Source organism: Mycobacterium sp. (assembly GCF_036488105.1).
GTDB lineage: Bacteria > Actinomycetota > Actinomycetes > Mycobacteriales > Mycobacteriaceae > Mycobacterium.
Genome location: NZ_DASXHW010000019.1, coordinates 1 through 18,877, shown reverse-complemented (window position 1 = coordinate 18,877; position 18,877 = coordinate 1). Strand labels below are relative to the sequence as shown.

The 18,877-nt window shown below is 67.1% G+C and carries 13 protein-coding genes; 8 read left to right on the top strand and 5 right to left on the bottom strand.

Annotation, left to right across the window (positions count from 1 at the left end; genetic code table 11):
- Together VGH54_RS01090 and lysX are read right to left on the bottom strand one after the other, a co-directional pair.
- A partial coding sequence (locus VGH54_RS01090; protein WP_331510091.1) for an alpha/beta hydrolase occupies positions 1-1,382 on the bottom strand: 1,382 nt, incomplete at its 3' end.
- A gap of 84 nt (positions 1,383-1,466) precedes the next feature.
- Positions 1,467-4,778 (bottom strand): bifunctional lysylphosphatidylglycerol synthetase/lysine--tRNA ligase LysX, encoded by a 3,312-nt coding sequence (lysX, locus tag VGH54_RS01085; protein WP_331510090.1) that lies wholly within the window; start codon positions 4,776-4,778, stop codon positions 1,467-1,469.
- 415 nt (positions 4,779-5,193) lie between these two features.
- Here lysX and infC point away from each other — a divergent pair, with 415 nt between their 5' ends.
- From infC to VGH54_RS01065, 4 genes are read left to right on the top strand one after another with little or no spacing between them, the layout of a single operon-like run.
- Positions 5,194-5,793, top strand: coding sequence for a translation initiation factor IF-3 (gene infC, locus VGH54_RS01080; RefSeq protein ID WP_331510095.1), 600 nt, complete (start codon positions 5,194-5,196; stop codon positions 5,791-5,793).
- Positions 5,794-5,813: 20 nt separating this feature from the next.
- The gene (rpmI, locus tag VGH54_RS01075) at positions 5,814-6,008 is read left to right on the top strand and encodes a 50S ribosomal protein L35 (RefSeq protein WP_331510089.1); all 195 of its coding nucleotides are present in this window, start codon (positions 5,814-5,816) and stop codon (positions 6,006-6,008) included.
- A gap of 53 nt (positions 6,009-6,061) precedes the next feature.
- A complete protein-coding gene (gene rplT, locus VGH54_RS01070) occupies positions 6,062-6,451 on the top strand; it encodes a 50S ribosomal protein L20 (protein ID WP_331510088.1) in 390 nt (129 codons plus the stop codon).
- Between the two features lie 23 nt (positions 6,452-6,474).
- Complete coding sequence (locus VGH54_RS01065; protein ID WP_331510087.1) at positions 6,475-7,260, top strand: RNA methyltransferase; 786 nt, start codon at positions 6,475-6,477, stop codon at positions 7,258-7,260.
- Here the strand turns inward: VGH54_RS01065 and VGH54_RS01060 are convergent.
- Positions 7,257-8,324, bottom strand: a complete 1,068-nt coding sequence (locus tag VGH54_RS01060) for an oxygenase MpaB family protein (protein WP_331510094.1) — start codon at positions 8,322-8,324, stop codon at positions 7,257-7,259. The two genes, VGH54_RS01065 and VGH54_RS01060, sit on opposite strands and share 4 nt — an antisense overlap.
- A gap of 227 nt (positions 8,325-8,551) precedes the next feature.
- Here VGH54_RS01060 and VGH54_RS01055 point away from each other — a divergent pair, with 227 nt between their 5' ends.
- Complete coding sequence (locus tag VGH54_RS01055; protein ID WP_414688609.1) at positions 8,552-9,487, top strand: adenylate/guanylate cyclase domain-containing protein; 936 nt, start codon at positions 8,552-8,554, stop codon at positions 9,485-9,487.
- A 9-nt stretch (positions 9,488-9,496) separates the two neighbouring features.
- Positions 9,497-10,297 carry a rhomboid-like protein gene (locus VGH54_RS01050; protein ID WP_331510092.1) on the top strand — a complete coding sequence of 267 codons (801 nt, stop codon included), beginning with the start codon at positions 9,497-9,499 and terminating at the stop codon, positions 10,295-10,297.
- Between the two features lie 8 nt (positions 10,298-10,305).
- On the opposite strand, the gene VGH54_RS01045 is transcribed toward VGH54_RS01050, so the two are convergent.
- Both VGH54_RS01045 and VGH54_RS01040 read right to left on the bottom strand, forming a co-directional pair.
- Positions 10,306-11,637, bottom strand: coding sequence for a M1 family metallopeptidase (locus VGH54_RS01045; RefSeq protein WP_331510086.1), 1,332 nt, complete (start codon positions 11,635-11,637; stop codon positions 10,306-10,308).
- Positions 11,634-15,638 carry a Pls/PosA family non-ribosomal peptide synthetase gene (locus VGH54_RS01040; protein WP_414688610.1) on the bottom strand — a complete coding sequence of 1,335 codons (4,005 nt, stop codon included), beginning with the start codon at positions 15,636-15,638 and terminating at the stop codon, positions 11,634-11,636. Before VGH54_RS01040 ends, VGH54_RS01045 begins: the two co-directional genes overlap by 4 nt.
- Positions 15,639-15,727: 89 nt before the next feature.
- Between VGH54_RS01040 and pheS the strand changes: the two genes are divergently transcribed.
- Positions 15,728-16,771, top strand: a complete 1,044-nt coding sequence (gene pheS, locus VGH54_RS01035) for a phenylalanine--tRNA ligase subunit alpha (protein ID WP_331510084.1) — start codon at positions 15,728-15,730, stop codon at positions 16,769-16,771.
- Positions 16,771-18,877: phenylalanine--tRNA ligase subunit beta (pheT, locus tag VGH54_RS01030; RefSeq protein WP_331510083.1), on the top strand; the 2,107-nt coding region annotated here is incomplete at its 3' end. The genes pheS and pheT, both read left to right, overlap by 1 nt.

Here is an 18,877-nt window from a genome sequence, read left to right as displayed (position 1 = left end):
TCCAGCCGACCGGCCAGCCAGGGCAATGCTGCGGCGAAAGCGTTGCTCGCAAACGGCCAGTCGTGGTTGCCGGACTGGGCCACGATGGCGCAGTTGATGCCGTTGGCGCGGCCGAGCGCGCACAACGACTCGGCCGCCGAGATCTGGTCGTTGGGATTGGCGTTCGGCTCCCGGCCGTTGCGGGCGACATCGCTGGCGTCCGTCACCGACAGACCGTGGTGACGCTTCGGCGGGTTGCTCGACGACACATCGAACCAGCCCGAAACCCCGTTGTATCGGCCGTGTCTGGCGATGACGGTGGCCGGATCGAATGCGGCCCATGCGTCGGCATTGCCGCCGAACAGCCGCGCGATGGTTTGCGCCTTGGTTCCGGCCTCAGGGCCCATGTTGCCGGCGATGTCGACAAATGAGGTGAACAACTCTGGATGCATGACGGTGAGGTCCAGTGCGCACATCCCGCCCATCGACCAGCCGACGAGGCCCCATCGCGCCGGCTCCGGGCTGACACCGAACTTCGAGATCATGTATGGCACAACGTCTTTAGTGAGGTGATCGGCTGCGTTTCCTCGGCTCCCGTTGACGCATTCGGTGTCGTTGTTGAACGCGCCACCAGAGTCCACGAAGACGAACACCGGCGTGTTGCCGCCGTGCCTGGCCGCAAGGTCATCGATCGTCTTCGCCGCGTTGCCGGCCCGCAGCCAATCGGCCGGCGTGTTGAACTCGCCGCCGATCATCATCACCGTCGGCAGCGGCGGCGGGGGGCTGCTGGAGAACCACGCCGGCGGCAAATAGACGACTTCACCGCGGTGTTTGAAATGCGACGCATTCCCAGAGATCGTCACCGGCACCACGATGCCGTGGGCGGGCTGTAGGCCCGCGGCCGCCATCGCGGCAATGCCGGCCGCGTCGGTCTGGTGAGGCAGTGGACCGGCGGTGAGCTGATCCCACGCAGTCTGCACGGTAGGGAAGTAGCCGACCCAGAGGTTGAGCGTCAGCCCCGCGCTGAGCAGACACAGCGGCACGGACAGCAGCGACGCGCTGCGCCGCCACCAGCGCGCAGTGCCCCACCCCAGGATCACGATCGCCGCGGCGGCACCGGTGCCCGCGATCCACCACCACAGCAGATGAGGCGCGGGATCGTCGGCGAGACCGGCACTAGCGATATACCAATCCGAGCACGCGGCCAACGCTGCACCCAGCACTGCGGCCACCGGCAAAAAGAGCAGCCGCCACAGCCGCGATCGCCACCCGACCGCCACCAGCAGCACGGCAATCGACACGGCCTGGACCGCTGCGGGGACCCAGCCGTGCATCAAAGAGGTGTGGTTGTCAGCCAGCACCGCAAACTCAAGGCTCGCCGTTGAACCTGTCACATTGTCCATTGTGAACTTCTTGTTACGGGTTAAGCACTATTTTTGCTCATCGGGTGCCTAAGGTCGCGCGGCGGGAGCGCAAAGTTGGGCCGGTTACCGCGGCTTCGCCAGCGGGAAGGGCAGTGTCTCTCGGATGCTTCGGCCCGTGACGAGCATGACCACCCGGTCGACGCCCATCCCGAGGCCGCCGGTCGGCGGCATCGCGTATTCCATCGCCTGCAAAAAGTCTTCGTCGAGCTCCATCGCTTCGGGATCGCCACCCGCGGCCAGCAAGGACTGTTCCTCGAGGCGGCGTCGCTGCTCGACAGGGTCGGTGAGTTCGCTGTAGGCCGTGCCCAATTCGACGCCCCACGCCACCAAATCCCAGCGCTCCGCGATGCCGGGCTTATCGCGATGCGGGCGGGTCAGGGGCGAAACGGACTGCGGGAAATCGATGTAGAAGGTTGGTTTCTCGGTTCGGGCTTCGACCAGATGCTCGTAGAGCTCCAGCACCACCGCACCCGCATCCCACCTTGCCAGGTACGGGATCTGCGCGGCGTCGGACAATCGGCGCAGCGTGGCCAGGCTGGTGCTCGCGTCGATGTGGTCACCGAGCGCCTCGGATACCGCATCGTGCACGGTCTTGACCGGCCAGACACCGGAGATGTCGATCTCTTCCAGTCCGTCACCGGCAGGCCGCAGCACCACCTGAGCGCCGTTGGCGGCCTGCGCGGCGTTCTGGATGAGTTCCCGGCTGCCGTCGATCCAGTCTTTGTAGTCGGCGTGCGCCTGATACGCCTCCAGCAGCGTGAACTCCGGATTGTGGCTGAAATCGACACCCTCGTTACGGAACGCTCTGCCCAACTCGAATACCCGCTCCACACCACCGACGCAGAGCCGCTTGAGATATAGCTCGGGTGCAATTCGCAGATACAGATCCAGGTCGTAGCTGTTGATATGGGTGCTAAACGGCCGGGCGGCGGCACCGCCGTGAATTTGTTGCAGGATCGGGGTTTCGACTTCGAGGAATCCCTTGTCGTTCAACGTATCTCTGATCGAGCGCAGCACTCTGCTGCGAGCTGCGATCAGCTCGCGCGCCTCGGCGTTGACGGCGAGGTCGACGTAGCGGCTGCGGACTCGTGCTTCGGGATCGGTCAGCCCTTTCCACTTGTTCGGCAGCGGACGCAGGCATTTACCGATCAGCCGCCAGCTGTGAACGATCAGCGACCGGGTGCCGGTCTTGCTGTATCCCATCTTGCCGGTCACTTCGACCAGGTCGCCGAGATCGATCGCCTTGGTGAAGTCCGCGGTTCGCCCATGCTCGAGAACCGAATTCTCCAGCAGAAGTTGCACTTCCGCTGACCAGTCGCGCAGCTCGGCGAACAGCACGCCGCCGAAGTCCCGCATCCGCAGCACGCGCCCTGACACCGAGACCGACGTCTGATCCTCGATGCCCAGTGCCTGAGCGACCGTGTGACTGGGTGGCGTTCCCACTGGATAGGCGTCAATACCGCTGTCCTGCAATGCCTTCAGCTTGGACAACCGAACGCGCATCTGCTCGGGTAGTCGCCGGCCTCGCTCGTCCACGTCGCCGAAGTCGGCCTCCTGCAATGCCGAAGCATCCGGCGCTGAACCGTCATGATGCAACAGCCCGGTCGCCAACAGCGTCGGCGGGACCGCAGGGTGATGGCCGGTGTGCTGTTCGTCGTGGCGGGTGAAGGGCAGCACCAGGAAGCCCTCCGCGATCGACGAAGCCACGCCCACCCGCGGAATCATCCGGGCATCTTCGTAGCAGGCGAAGCGTGGAATCCAATCGGGCTGGTATTTCATATTCGAGCGGTACAGCGTCTCCAACTGCCACCAGCGCGAGAAGAACAGCAGGAACCCGCGCCACAGCCGGGCCACCGGGCCGGCGCCGAGTTGGGCGCCTTGCTCGAATGCCGATCGGAACATGGCGAAGTTCAACGAGATACGAGTGATGCCGATGCGTTCGGCGTGTAGAGCGAGTTCGCTCACCATCAGTTCGATGGTGCCGTTGGGGGACTGCGGCGACCGGCGCATGAGGTCCAGCGAGACACCATTGCGTCCCCAGGGCACCAGAGACAGCATCGCGACCACAGTGTCGTCAGATCCGATGGCTTCGACCAACAGGCAGTCGCCATCGGCTGGATCGCCGAGCCGGCCCAGCGCCATCGAGAAGCCGCGCTCGGCTTCGGTGTCCCGCCATGAATCGGCACGCGAAATGACCTGTGCCATTTCGGCGGGTTCAATGTCGTGGTGGCGCCGGATGCGCATGGTCAGCCCGGCGCGGCGGGCCCTTGTCACTGCCTGGCGTACTCCGCGCATCTCGCGCCCGGACAGCCGGAACTCGGCAGTCTGCAAGATCGCTTCATCGCCGAGTTCCAACGCGTTCAGGCCGGCCTCGCGAAAAGCTTTGGCCCCAGCCGAACTGGCGCCCATGTTCCCCGGCGTCCAGCCGTAGCTCTGGCACAGTGCCAGCCACGCATCGATGGCTTGCGGCCATGCTCGCGGGTCGCCGATCGGATCCCCACTGGCCAGGCAGACACCGAGCTCGACGCGGTAGGTGATCGCGGCGCGGCCGCTCGGCGCGAAAACCACCGACTTGTCGCGACGGGTGGCGAAGTACCCAAGCGAGTCGTCCTTGCCCCACAGCTCGAGCAGCCCACGAATCGCAGATTCGTCCTCACCGGTCAAGGCGTTTTCGGCCCGCTGCGACTGAAACAGCACGATGGCGGCGACGATCAGCGCCATCGCACTGAACAATCCGAAGAGCGCGTTGAGAAATACCGGCGGACGGCCGGTGAATTGCGCCGACTCGACGACGGCGAACCCGACCACTCGGTTCACCACATAGAACAACCGGTCTTCGGCGGCCAGCGTGCGTGGAAACGTCTCGACGAGACCCCAGGACACCACGATTCCGATCGCCCACCCGGTCAGCAGCACGCCGGCTGCCTTGTACAGCGCACCCCGGCGGACCTTCGCCCAGAATTCGCGGTAGCCGAAGATCAGCACCACCACCGCGGCCAGGTGCAGACCGAGTCCGAGCGTCTCGCCGAAGCGCTTCGCCGCACTGGGGTGATCCGCTATCAGACCGGCCACGTTCAAGCCCGCGGCCAGCAACAGGTTCAACACCAGCAGCCACCAGGCGATGCGTTTGCGGGCGGTGAGTGCGCCGGCCAGCAGTGCCAGCACGAACGACCACGCAAAGCTGGTGTCGGGGAAGTTGAAGATGTAGTCGTTGATGAATTCCCGCGGCACCCGGATCAGCCACCGAATCACCGGCGACACGCTGGCGATCAGCGACAATGTGGCGATGACACCGACCGTCCAGCCGGCGGCTGCCGGCACCCAGCGGAGTCGAGAACTCGACCGGCTCCGCACGCGGGACGCTGTGAGGGTCACAGACGGCGAGGATATTCGGTTTAGCTATTAAATGCCTATGTTCCGGACGGCATGATGTTGCTCGAGTCGATCTCGAGGTCTCTCGTATGCCTCGTGGCGCGGCCGGTCGGACGGCGAGGTGACGGAGTTGAGCGTCGTGACTGGTAGACTCACCTGCGCGACCGTCTCCGGCTAACGCCAGAGACAGCAAGTGGAGTCCCGCTCCCACCGTTGGCCAATAAGGCTCAGCGGTCCGGTCACTGGCACACCAGCTGTGCCGGTTCTGCGTTCGGCAGGCGGCTTTTGGCCGTGACCGGTCGGCACCGGGCCCTGCTTATGCAGGGCTTTTTTGCTGATGGCGTGGTATCCCAACCCGCTGACTCCCAACGGAGCAGGTGGCGGTGGCATTGACGAAAAGATCAATAAGGGAGGCCCCATCAGCACTGAGACCCGCGTCAACGAGCGCATCCGCGTACCTGAAGTCCGTTTGATCGGTCCGGGAGGGGAACAGGTAGGCATCGTGCGTATCGAAGATGCCCTTCGCGTCGCCGCGGATGCCGATCTCGACCTTGTCGAAGTTGCGCCGGACGCCAGACCACCGGTCTGCAAGATCATGGATTACGGCAAGTTCAAGTACGAGGCGGCGCAAAAGGCGCGCGAGTCTCGCAAGAACCAGCAGCAGACCGTCGTCAAAGAACAGAAATTGCGACCCAAGATCGACGATCACGACTACGCGACCAAAAAGGGTCACGTGATCCGGTTCTTGGAGGCGGGAGCGAAAGTCAAGGTGACCATCATGTTCCGCGGACGCGAGCAGTCGCGACCCGAGCTGGGCTACCGGCTGCTGCAGCGCCTGGGCGGCGACGTCGCCGACTACGGATTCGTCGAGACGTCGGCCAAGCAGGACGGACGCAACATGACGATGGTGTTGGCACCGCACCGCGGCGCAAAGACGCGTGCTCGTGCGGCCCAAGACGCCAGTGGTCCCACGCCCCAGCCCGCACCCAAAAGCGACCCCGAACCATCGCCGAACTGATACAGCAGAACTGAGGACACATGCCCAAGACCAAGACCCACAGCGGCGCGTCGAAGCGATTCCGGCGCACCGGTACCGGGAAGATCGTGCGTCAGAAAGCCGGCCGCCGCCACCTGCTCGAGCACAAGCCGACCAAGCGGACGCGACGGCTGGATGGACGCACCACGGTGTCGGCCAACGACACCAAGCGGGTCAAGAAGCTGCTGAACGGCTGACCGGCAGCACAAGCGCCGGAACAACCACTTCCCAAACGAGATAGGAACACCCCATGGCACGCGTGAAGCGGGCAGTCAACGCCCAAAAGAAGCGCCGCACCATCCTGAAGGCTTCCAAAGGCTATCGCGGCCAGCGGTCCCGCCTGTACCGCAAAGCCAAAGAGCAGCAGCTACATTCGCTGACCTACGCCTACCGTGACCGTCGGGCACGCAAGGGCGAGTTCCGCAAGCTGTGGATCGCAAGGATCAACGCGGCGGCCCGAGCCAATGACATCACCTACAACCGGCTGATCCAGGGCCTGAAGGCCGCCGGCGTCGAGGTCGACCGCAAGAACCTCGCCGAGATCGCGATCAGCGATCCCGCGGCGTTCACCGCGCTGGTCGATGTCGCGCGGGCCGCACTGCCCGAAGACGTCAACGCGCCGTCCGGAGAGGCCGCCTAACCTCGCCCGGCGGAACAGGTCCGGTGCTCACGGAACGATCGACCCGGGTTGTCGCCGCGGTCAAACTGCACCGGCAAGTCGCCCGTCGCCGGAGCGGGCTTTTTCTGGTCGAAGGCGCCAACCTGGTCGAAGCGGCTTCGGGGCGTCAACTGATCCGCGAGATCTTCGCGACCGAGGCCGCTGCGCTGCGGTACGCCGATCTGTTGGCGACACCCGACGCATCGGTCCACCTCGTCACCGAGCGCGCCGCGAAAGCCTTGTCGGACACTGTGACTCCGACTGGCCTGGTGGCGGTCTGCGAGTTGCCGAGTCCGTCGTTGCAGGACGTTCTACTGAGCGCGCCCCGACTGGTCGCCGTCGGCGTCGAAATCGGTGAACCGGGCAACGCGGGCACCCTGATCCGCATCGCCGATGCCATGGGCGCCGGCGCCGTCATCTTCGCCGGACACAGCGTCGACCCGTACAACGGCAAATGCCTGCGCGCGTCGGCCGGCAGCATCTTCGCCCTGCCAGTCGTCGTCGCACCCGAGGCGGACGCGGCAGTCACCGCGCTGCAGACCGCCGGGATGCGGGTACTAGCCACCACCGTGGACGGTGAACTGTGCCTCGATGACGCCGACCTGACCGCACCGACAGCGTGGCTGTTCGGAGCCGAGGCCCACGGCTTGTCAGCACTGCTGGCCGAGCAGGCCGACAACCGGGTCACCATTCCGATATCCGGGAGTGCGCAAAGCCTCAATGTGGCTGCCGCAGCAGCGATTTGCCTGTACCAAAGTGCACGGGCGCAGCGGGCCGGTGCTGCTGGCTAAGCTGCTTTGCCGCGGCCCCGCGCCGGACGCAATCCGGCCAGCGAGAACGTGGTGTGCACCAGCGAACCGGCGCGCTCGATGATCGACTTGCGCGGCGGGAAGTAGTGCATCGGCAGTCCACGTCGGTCTGACGGCGGTGCCATGAAGCCCGGCGCCTCGACGAGCGGGGCGTCAGTCGAATCCCGGCCCTCGGCGCGGCGATACGCGGCCAGCGCACGCGGATGCAACCGGATCTCGTCGGGAACCGCCAGGAACGCCAGCTCGACCAGCTTCCCGAACAACCGCAGTACTACTTCGTCGCTGGGTGTCCAACGCATGCCGGCCTTTTCCCGCACCGACGGCTCGAACAATCCGGCCGCGATCCAACGTTGGCCCGCGACAAGCGGTTTGAACAGCTGATCCCATACCGGCGTGGGCATCAACACGAATTTCGGTTTGGGGATCCGGATTTGGAAGATGGCCAGCGTGGCCTGGTTGATCTCCAGCTCATCACGGCAGACCCGTTGCCAGTAACCCTGAAATTCCTCCCAGGACTCGGGAACCGGTCGCATGCTCATCCCGTACATTCGGTACCACTGCACGTGCTCGTCGAACAGCTGACGCTTTTCGGCTTCGGTCAACCCACCACAGAAATACTCGGCCACCTTGATCACGAGCATGAAAAAGGTGGCGTGCGCCCAGTAGAACGTCTCAGGGTTCAGCGCGTGGTAGCGCCGGCCGGTGGAATCGACGCCCTTGATGGTGTGGTGGTACTGCTTGATCTGCTCACCGGTCTGGGCCGCCCGGCCGCCGTCGTAGACGACGCCCATGATCGGGTACACCGAGCGGGCGACCCGCTGCAGCGGCTCGCGCAACAGGATCGAGTGCTCCTCGACACCGGCACCCAAATCCGGATACATGTTCTGGATCGCGCCGATCCAGACGCCCATCATCCCGGTACGCAGGTCGCCGAAGTACTTCCAGGTCAGCGACTCCGGCCCCAGCGGAGATGCCGAGGTCGTCGTCTCGTTGTCCGGTTCGACCTGCCGTCGCGCAGCGGAGGCGCGCGCCCGCTTGGAGGGCATCGACGTCACCGTCATCACGGCCTCCTGGTGCTAATGGGCGATGATGAGATCACGATAATGATGACAACGCACGTTGTCTACAATTTGGGGGCGCGTCGCGCTGCACCGTTATCGAGTGTCGATGCGGGCGTCACAACCGCGTGATCAGGTGGTTCCGCGCCGATCGTGTGCGACGCCACCCTGACGGTCGTTGCCGGTCGCTCCTGACACCACCTACCCTGAGCGTTGTGGAACTCGGGCACCCGGCGGCCGGCGAGCCCGGGGAAACGGTGGCGACGCCGGATCCACCTGACGCGGGACAGCGTCCGCCGGTGTCGATACGTCACCCGGCGGAATGGCTGCGCAGCACAAACCAAAGTCCGGGCGTGATCGGGCTGGTCCGGCGCGCGCGCAGACTTCTGCCCGGCGATCCCGATTTCGGCGACCCACTCTCGACGGCCGGTCAGGGCGGACCGCGCGCCGCAGCCCGGGCCACGGGCCGCCTGCTGGGCGAGCGCGGTGGCGCGTCGCGGGAGGTCGGTCTCGGCGCGCTGCAGGTGTGGCAGGCCGTCACCGAGGCAGTGTCCCGACGTCCGGCAAATCAAGAGGTCACAATCGTCTTCACCGACCTGGTGGGTTTCTCGACCTGGTCATTGCACGCCGGCGATGACGCCACCCTCAAGCTCTTGCGGCGAGTCGCGCGGGCGATCGAACCGCCCCTGCTGGACGCCGGCGGCCACATCGTCAAGCGGATGGGCGACGGGGCCATGGCGGTGTTCGCCGAGCCGCTCGTCGCGGTCGGTGCGGTCCTGGAGGCCAAGCGAGCGCTGAATTCGGTCGACGTCGACGGCTACAAGCCACGAATGCGGGTGGGGATCCACACCGGTCGACCGCAGCGGCTGGCGGCCGATTGGCTCGGCGTCGACGTCAACGTCGCGGCGCGGGTGATGGAGCGGGCAAGCCGGGGCGGTGTGATGGTGTCGGGGACCACATTGGACCAGCTTGGCCCGCACGACTTGGTCACACTGGGCGTCGCCGCCAAGCGCGTGCATTGGCCGGTCTTCGCGGGCAAACCCGCTGGTCTACCGCCTGATTTGGCCATCTACCGGCTCAAGCGGTCCAGAGACAATGTCAGCGACTTATCAGGTTTAGACAGCGCGGATGAGGAGAGTCCGCAGGCATAGTAGATGGCGATGATAGTGCAGATGTTGTCGGGGCTTTCGCGTGTGCGGATCACGCTGGGCTACGCGGCCGTCCTGATCGGTGTCAGCGCGGCGCTCGTGGACCTCGGCCCGCGCGCGCGGGCGCACGTGATCGCACAGGCCAGCACCAATCTGCACAACCTCGCACATGGTCACCTGGCCACCCTGGTGGACAGCGCGTTCGTCACCGAATCCGGTCCGATGTACTTCTGGTTGCCGTGCCTGGTGTGCCTGCTGGCCCTGGCTGAATTGATCTGGCGGAGCGGGCGGCTGGCCATCGTGTTCGTTACCGGCCATATCGGTGCGACGGTGCTGGTCGCCATCGGCCTCACCGCGGCCATCGAATTCGGCTGGCTGCCGCTGTCGGTTTCGCGCGCGAGCGATGTCGGGGTGAGCTACGGCGCGGTAGCGGTTCTGGGTGCGCTGACCGCAGCAATACCTCAGCGCTGGCGACCCGCCTGGATCGGCTGGTGGCTGCCGGTCGGTATCGCCGCGGCCGCTCTCGGCGACGATTTCACCGATATCGGGCACGCCGTCGCGTTGGTGCTGGGCATGCTGGTCTCCCTCCGACTGGGCGGCCCGGCACGCTGGACACAAGTCCGGTGCGGGCTGCTGGCGGTGTCCACCGTCTTCGGCTTTTTCCTGTTGGCGCACGGCGATTGGTCGATGTGGGGTGCAGCGGCCGTGGGCGCGCTGGGCGCCGTGACGGCCGAGTTGATCACTCATTCACGGACCGTGCGTCGAGGGGTGGGATTGCCCGAGCTGGCGCCGGAGCCGGCACTGAACAGCTGATCGATCCGTTACGGGACTGTCCTCGAATACAGCCAGCTGTTCCACAACCCCGACAACGATTCGTCGCAGTAGCCGGCGGCCAGGCCGGTGAAGTCGTCGGTGGTGGCATTGCCGTGGCGGTAGCGGGTCGTCCAATCTTTCAATAGCGCAAAGAACTTCTCATCGCTCACTCGTCTACGCAGTGCGTGCAGGGTCAACGCGCCACGCTTGTACACCCGGTCGTCGAACATGTTCCGCGGCCCGGGGTCAGCCAGTAGCAGATCCTGCGGCGAGTCGCGCAACTTCTCGTGATAGCGCCGGGCGAGCTCGTCGGCGCTGGGCCCGCCGCTGTGTTCCGACCACAGCCACTCGGCGTAACACGCGAATCCCTCATGCAACCAGATGTCGCGCCACTGCCGCACGGTGACCGAATTTCCGAACCACTGGTGGGCAAGCTCGTGGGCGATGAGCCGCTCACTGGCCCGGGTGCCGTCGCAATGATTGGCTCCGAATATCGAAATCCCTTGAGCCTCAAGAGGTATTTCGAGATCATCGTCGGTGACGACGACGGTGTAGCCGTTCGCCAGGGGATACGGACCGAACAGTTCGACGAACAGCTCCATCATTTCGGGTTGGCGGGCGAAGTCACGGTAGAAGTTGCGGCGCAGCCGTTCGGGCAACGTGGCCCGCATCGAGACCGGCGCTTTACCCTGCCGAGTCAGCTCGTACATGCCGATCTGCAGTGTGACGAGATAGGTGGAGGTCGGCTCGGGTTGTTCGTAGGTCCACTCGGTCTGCGCGGCCCGCACCCGCCGCGACGCCAGCCTGCCGTTGGCGACCACCCGGTAGGGGTTATCGGCGCTGACCTGTATGCGGTAGGAAGCTTTGGCGCTGGGGCGGTCGTCGCACGGATACCACGACGGGGCGCCGTTGGGTTGTCCGGCGACCAGCGCACCGTTCGTCAGTTCCTCAAAACCGACGTCGCCCCATAACGATCGCAGTGGGCGCGGCGTCCCGTGGTAGTGCACCACGATCGACATCTCGACGCCGGTGGCCAGTCTTGTGGCCAGTCGAATGCGCAATTTCCTCATCCGGCAAGCGAAGTGGGCGACCCGTCGGCCGTTCACCGACACCTTCGACACGATCAGCGCATCGGAGAGATCGAGGGTGAATTCCTCCAACTCAGTAAGCGTCACCGCGGCGATCGTCGCCGACCCCGAAAGCCGGTTGATCGCAACCTTGTACTCCAATGCCAGCTCGTAGCGTGACACCCGATAGCCGAAGTTCCCGTTCTTCGGCAGATACGGGTCGATCACCGTCTGCTCGGCGCTGGGCGCGAGCTTCTTGACACCACGTTTCACGCGGCCGCCTTCTTGCCGGACTTCTCCCGTGGTGTATCCCACGGCCTGATCGGGTTACCTTGCCAGCGTGTCGATCTCGGCACCTCGTCGCCGCGCACCACCAGCGATGCCGGACCGACGGTCACACCCGCACCGAGCCGGGCCGATGGCAGTGCTACGCCGTGCGGGCCCAGCGTCGCGCCATCCTCCAGCACGACAGCGTCCATCCGCATGATGCGGTCGTGAAAAAGGTGTGTCTGCACCACACAACCCCGGTTCACGGTGCTGCCCCGACCGAGCGTGACGAGATCGGCCTCTGGCAGCCAATAGGTTTCGCACCAGGCGCCGCGGCCGACCTTGGCGCCCAGTGCGCGCAGCCACATGTTCATCACGGGTGTGCCGCTCGCCGCGCGGGCGAACCACGGCGCCGCCACGGTTTCCACGAATGTGTCCGCGAGCTCGTTGCGCCACACGAACGACGACCACAGCGGGAATTCACCCGCCCGAATCCGGCCCACCAGAAGCCATTTCGCAGCTACCGCGACGCCGGCGGCCACGCCGCCCGCGGCCAGTAGTACCAGCCCGCCGCACAGCGCGGCAGTCCAGATGCCGAAGATCCGAGCCAGCGCCTGCAGTGTGCCCAGCACCGCCAGTCCGATCGCGGTGGTCACCATGACCGGAAGCACCCGAAACGCCTCGACGGCCGACCGCATCGCCTTCAACCGCCACGGTGGTTCGTAGGTGCGGGCGGCGTCCGCCTCGGCGGGACGCCGGCGCAGCCGCATGGGCGGGCTGCCCAGCCACGACGAACCGCGTTTGGCTTTCGGCGGAGCTGCCGACAACACCGCGACCAGTCCGTCGTCGGGGACCCGCCGGCCAGGTTGGGCGATGCCGGAATTGCCCAGAAACGCGCGCCTGCCGACCGTCGTCGTGGCCGCGTAGATCCAACCGCCGCCCAGTTCGTACGACGCGACCATGGTGTCGTCGGCCAGGAACGCGCCGTCCTCGATGACGGTGAACTTCGGAGTCAGCAATACCGTCGAAATCTCGGTATCGCGGCCGACTTCGGCGCCGAGCAACCGCAACCAGCCGGGTGTCGCCAAGCTGGCGTACAGCGGGAACAGGTAGTTGCGCGCGCCGTCCATCAGCCGCTCGGTGGCCCACAGCTGCCAGCCGCTGCGGCTGCGTACCGGGTGGTACCCCTCGCGCAGCCCGATCGACAGCAGCCGGACAGCCACGACCGTCATCACCGCGTAGGCCGCCAGTGCGGCCACTGTCGCGACCGGCGTCCACACCAGCGCGGGCAGCACTGCCTGCGACAGCCGGTGAGTGTGATGGACAGCCACGGCGATCACCGCGAGCCCAGCCGCCAATGCGGTCAGCGGCATCGCGGCCAGCACCACCGACGTCAGTGCGTAGACCGCGACCCAGTGGGTTCTGCGCGCCGGCCGTTCGTCTGGCCAGGGGTGCTTCACCCGGCCGGACTTCACCGCGGGCGAACCTTTCCAGTACTGGCGGCTTTTCACCTTTCCGATGACGCCCGAGCCGGGTGCGACGTCGGCGTTCTTGCCGACCACGGCGCCGGGCAGCAACGTCGTGCGCGCGCCGATCGTCGCGTCGTTCCCGATCGTGATCGCGCCGACGTGAAAGTCATCGCCGTCGATCCAGTGCCCGCACAGATCCACCTCGGGTTCGACGGCGCTGCGGTGTCCGAGCGTCAGCAGACCGGTGACCGGCGGCACCGAGTGCAGATCGACGCCCTTGCCGATATCGGCGCCCAGAGCGCGCGCGTAGTACACCAGCCACGGCGCGCCGGCCAGGTTCTCGGCGCCGCTGGCCTCGGCGAGCCGCTCGGCCAGCCACACCCGCAGGTGCACCCATCCACCGCGGCGGTAGGTGCCCGGCCGCACATTCGGCAGCAACAGCCGAGCTGCCGACACCGCGATCGTCATCCGGCCCACTGGCGTGACGAACACGACGAAAGCCGCCGCAACCAGCCACCAGTTCACCGCAACGGTCCACGGCACCAGATGCAAAGCCCGGGCGACGTTGTTTCCCAGCGCCAGCCACGTCACCCATTGCAGCGCGGCCAGCGTCGCCAACGGCACCGACAGCGCGATCTGAGCGAGCTGCATCGACAGCGGGGTCGCGCGCACCGCCCGCTCGATCACCTCCGGCGGTGCTTCGAGCTCGTCGAGGAAGCCGGCCAGCGAACCCAGCCGCGGATGGTCGTACAGGTCCGCGACGGTGACCTGCGGATACCGGTCTCGCAACGCAGCGACGAGCTGCGCCGCGGCGAGCGAGCCGCCACCGAGCGCGAAGAAGTCGGCCTCCAAGCCCGTCACGGTCGCGCCGAGCAAGTCCTGCCACAGCCCGGCCAGCCACCCGGCCGTACCGCTGAGCTCGAGCGTTCCCTCGGTGTCGGCGCCGCCCGGAGGCGGCCAGGGCAGCGCGTCGCGGTCGACCTTGCCCGACGTGCGAGTGGGCAGCTCGTCGAGCCGGACAAGGCGCGGCACCAACGCGGCCGGAAGCCGCTCGGCGAGCTGGGCGCGCGCGGCGACCATGTCGAACTCCGGGTCGGCGCTGGCGACGTAGCCGACCAGCATCGGCGTGCCGGCTGCCGTCCGGCGGACCGCCGCCGCGCCACCACTGACTCCCGGAAGATGGACCAGCGCGGCATCGACCTCACCCAGCTCGATGCGACGGCCCCCGACCTTGACCTGGTCGTCGGCGCGGCCACAGAAGATCAGGCCTTCGGGTTCCAGCCGTACCAGATCGCCGCTGCGGTAGGCGCGCCGCCAGCCAAGCGTCGGCATCGGCCCGTACTTCTCGGCGTCTTTGGCCTCGTCGAGGTAGCGGGCCAGGCCTACGCCACCGATCACCAGCTCACCCACTTGACCGTCGCCCACCGGCTGGCCGTCGCCGTCGATGACGGCCAGGTCCCAGCCCGCCAGCGGTAGTCCGATCCGCACCGGGCCGATGCCGTCGAGCCTGGCCGCGCACGCGACCACGGTGGCCTCGGTAGGGCCGTAGGTGTTCCACACCTCGCGGCCTTCCACGGCGAGCCGGGTGGCCAGCTCCGGGGGACAGGCCTCGCCGCCGAAGATCAACAGCCGTACCGCCTCGAGCGCCTCGGCCGGCCACAGCGCGGCCAGCGTCGGCACCGTGGACACCACCGTGACGTCGCGGCTGACCAGCCACGGACCGAGGTCCATGCCGCTGCGGACCAGCGACCGCGGGGCGGGGACCAGGCAGGCGCCGTGCCGCCAGGCCAGCCACATCTCCTCGCACGATGCGTCGAACGCCACCGACAACCCGGCCAGCACCCGATCGCCCGGCCCAATCGGGTTGTCCTGCAAGAACATCTGCGCCTCGGCGTCGACGAACGCGGCCGCGCTGCGGTGCGTCACGGCGACGCCTTTGGGCGTGCCGGTCGATCCGGAGGTGAAGATGATCCAGGCGTCATCGCGGGGCAGTGGCGCGCCGGCCCGCCAGCCCCGCGAGGAGCCCGGGCCGCGCGCCATGCCGGCTTCGCTGACGATCGCGACGACGTTGGCCTCGCCGAACACCAACTCGGCGCGTGCGTCGGGGTCGTCGGCATCGACCGGGACGTAGGCCGCGCCGACGGCCAGGGTCGCCAGGATCGCTTCGTAGAGCGCAAAGCTGCCCGACGGCATCCGGATGCCGATCCGGTCGCCGCGACCGATCCCGCGGGCTGCCAGCCAGGCGACGCTGGCCTGGATGTCGCTGATCAGCTCGCTGTAGGTGAGCTGAACCGTGCCGTCGTCGATCGCGGCGGCTTCCGGATAGCGCGCGGCGGTGTCGTAGAGGACGTCGATCAGCGTGCGAGGGTCCGCGGCGCGCGGCGACAACAGGTACTGCGCCGGGACCAGTTCGGGAGCTTGGGGCGTCGCCACCCGTACGAAAATACTCAAGGGTGGGCCGTGCGACGGCCGCCGCGCGCACGGCGGGTGAGAAATCTCCGCTGACGGCTTCCGATCGCCGCCAAGGCGACCACCTATGATCGGCTCTTGCGCGTCACGCCGTGTCGCCAGCCCCCGCAGATATTGCCTCAGCAAGGCTTATCCGCCGAAAAGGAGAGTGTCGCCGCGTGGTTGACCAACCCGTCGACCTGTCGCCGGAGGCGTTGACCGCCGCGGTCGACGCAGCCCGGCAGGCCTTCGCGGCCGCGGCTGACCTCGACGCGCTGGCGCGTGCCAAGACCGAGCACCTCGGCGATCGCTCGCCGGTGGCGTTGGCGCGACAGGCGCTGGGCACCGTGCCCAAGGCCGAGCGGGCCGATGCCGGCAAGCTGGTGAACATGTCGCGCGCCGACGTCCAGCGCGACTACGACGAGCGACTGGCGGCGCTGCGCGCCGAGCGTGATGCCGCGGTGTTGATCGCCGAGCGAATCGACGTGACACTGCCCTCGACGCGGCAGCCGACCGGCGCGCGCCATCCGATCACGATCTTGGCCGAGCACATCGCCGACACGTTCATCGCGATGGGATGGGAACTTGCCGAGGGGCCCGAAGTCGAAACCGAGCAATTCAACTTCGATGCGCTGAACTTCCCCGCCGACCACCCGGCCCGCAGCGAGCAGGACACCTTCTACATCGCGCCGGACGGTTCGCGCCAGCTGCTGCGTACCCACACCTCGCCGGTGCAGGTGCGCGCGCTGCTCGAGCGCACGTTGCCGGTATACGTGATCTCGATCGGTCGCACATTCCGCACGGACGAGCTGGACGCCACCCACACCCCGGTCTTCCACCAGATCGAGGGGCTGGCCGTGGATCGCGGCCTGTCGATGGCCGACCTGCGCGGCACCCTGGACGCGTTCGCCCGTGCCGAGTTCGGGCCGCAGGCGCGCACCAGGATTCGCCCGCACTTCTTCCCCTTCACCGAGCCGTCGGCCGAAGTCGACGTCTGGTTCGAGAACAAGAAGGGTGGCGCCGGCTGGGTGGAGTGGGGCGGCTGCGGAATGGTGAACCCGAACGTGTTGCGCGCCGTTGGCATTGACCCGCAAGAATATTCGGGGTTCGCGTTCGGGATGGGCCTGGAACGTACGCTCCAGTTCCGCAACGGTATTCCGGATATGCGCGACATGGTCGAAGGCGATGTCCGGTTCTCGTTGCCGTTCGGGGTGGGGGCCTGATGCGCGTCCCCTATAGCTGGCTGCGGGAAGTCGTCAGCGCCGGCGCTCCCGGCTGGGACGTCAAACCCGCCGACCTCGAACAGGCGCTCATCCGCATCGGCCACGAGGTCGAAGAGGTCATCGCCCTCGGCCCAGTCGACGGTCCCCTGACGGTGGGGCGTGTCGCTTCGATCGACGAGCTCACCGAGTTCAAGAAGCCGATCCGCGTCTGCACGGTCGACGTCGGCGAAGCAAAGCCACGTGAGATCGTTTGCGGGGCAACCAACTTCGCCGTTGGCGATCTGGTGGTGGTGGCGCTGCCCGGCACCACGCTGCCCGGCGGGTTCAACATCGCCGCACGCAAGACCTATGGCCACACCTCCGACGGGATGATCTGCTCGGCGGCCGAACTCGGTTTGGCCGCAGACCATTCCGGCATCCTGGTGCTGCCGCCGGACACCGCCGAGCCGGGTGCCAGCGGCGCCGAGGTACTCGGACTCGACGACGTGATCTTCGATCTGGCCATCACCCCGGACCGCGGCTACTGTATGTCGGTGCGCGGACTGGCCCGCGAGATCGCCTGCGCTTACGACCTTGACTTTGAAGACCCCGCCGATGTGCCTGCGTTGCCCTGTGAGGGCGAGGCCTGGCCGCTGACGGTGCGGCCCGAGACCGGTGTGCGCCGGTTCGCGCTGCGCCCGGTCACCGGTATCGACCCAACTGCCGTGTCGCCGTGGTGGTTACAGCGCCGGCTGCTACTCAGCGGAATCAGGGCGATTTCACCGGCGGTCGACGCGACGAACTACGTGATGCTGGAACTCGGTCACCCGATGCACGCGCACGACCTCAACCGGATCACCGGCGGACTCACAGTGCGGTTCGCCGCCGACGGCGAGACGGTCAAGACCCTCGATGACGTCGAGCGCCGGCTCGATCCGGCCGACGTGCTGATCGTCGACGATGTCGCGACGGCGGCGATCGGCGGCGTGATGGGATCGGGCAGCACCGAGATGCGCGACGACTCCACCGATGTGCTGCTGGAGGCCGCGGTGTGGGATCCGGCTGCGGTGTCGCGGACCGCGCGAAGGCTGCGTCTGCCCAGCGAAGCCGCCCGCCGCTACGAGCGCGAGGTCGACCCGGCCATTTCCGTTGCGGCGCTGGATCGTTGCGCCGCATTACTCGCCGACATCGCCGGCGGTCGGGTCTCGGCCAAGATCACCGACTGGCGCGGCGATCCACCTCGGGAGGACTGGTCGTTGCCTCCGATCCGGATCGCCGCCGACCTGCCGGACCGGGTGGCCGGAGTGAGCTACGCCCGGGGCACGACGGCCCGGCGGTTGAGCCAGATTGGCGCCGCGGTCAGCGATGCCGGCGACAGCCTGACCGTCACGCCGCCGAGTTGGCGGCCCGATCTGTTGCAGCCGGCCGATTTGGTCGAGGAGGTGCTGCGGCTGGAGGGCCTCGATGTCATTCCGTCGGTGCTGCCGGCGGCGCCGGCCGGCCGCGGCCTGTCGGCGACGCAGCGTCGCCGCCGCGCCATCGGCAAGTCGCTGGCGCTGTCCGGCTACGTCGAGATCCTTCCGACGCCGTTCCTGCCCGCCGGTGTTTTCGATGCCTGGGGCCTGCCCGCCGACGACGCACGGCGTAACACCACGCAGGTGCTCAACCCGCTGGAGGCCGATCGGCCGCATCTGGCCACGACCTTGCTGCCGGGTCTGCTTGAGGCTCTGGCGCGCAACGTCTCTCGCGGCATCGTCGACGTGGCGCTGTTCGCCGTCGCGCAGGTGGTGCAGCCGACCGAGCAGACCAAGGGTGTCGAGCTGATCCCGGTGGACCGTCGTCCTACCGACGACGAGATCGCCGGACTGGATGCGTCGCTTCCGCGGCAGCCCCAGCACGTCGCCGCGGTGTTGACCGGACTGCGCGAGCCGCGCGGACCGTGGGGCGAAGGTCGGCGATCCGAGGCGGCCGATGCCTTCGAGGCAGTCCGAATCATTGCCCGCGCCAGCGGGATTGACGTGACACTGCGGGCCGCTCAGCACATGCCGTGGCATCCGGGACGTTGCGCGGAAGTACTCGTCGGCGAGACCGTGGTCGGCCACGCCGGGCAGCTGCACCCGGCGGTGA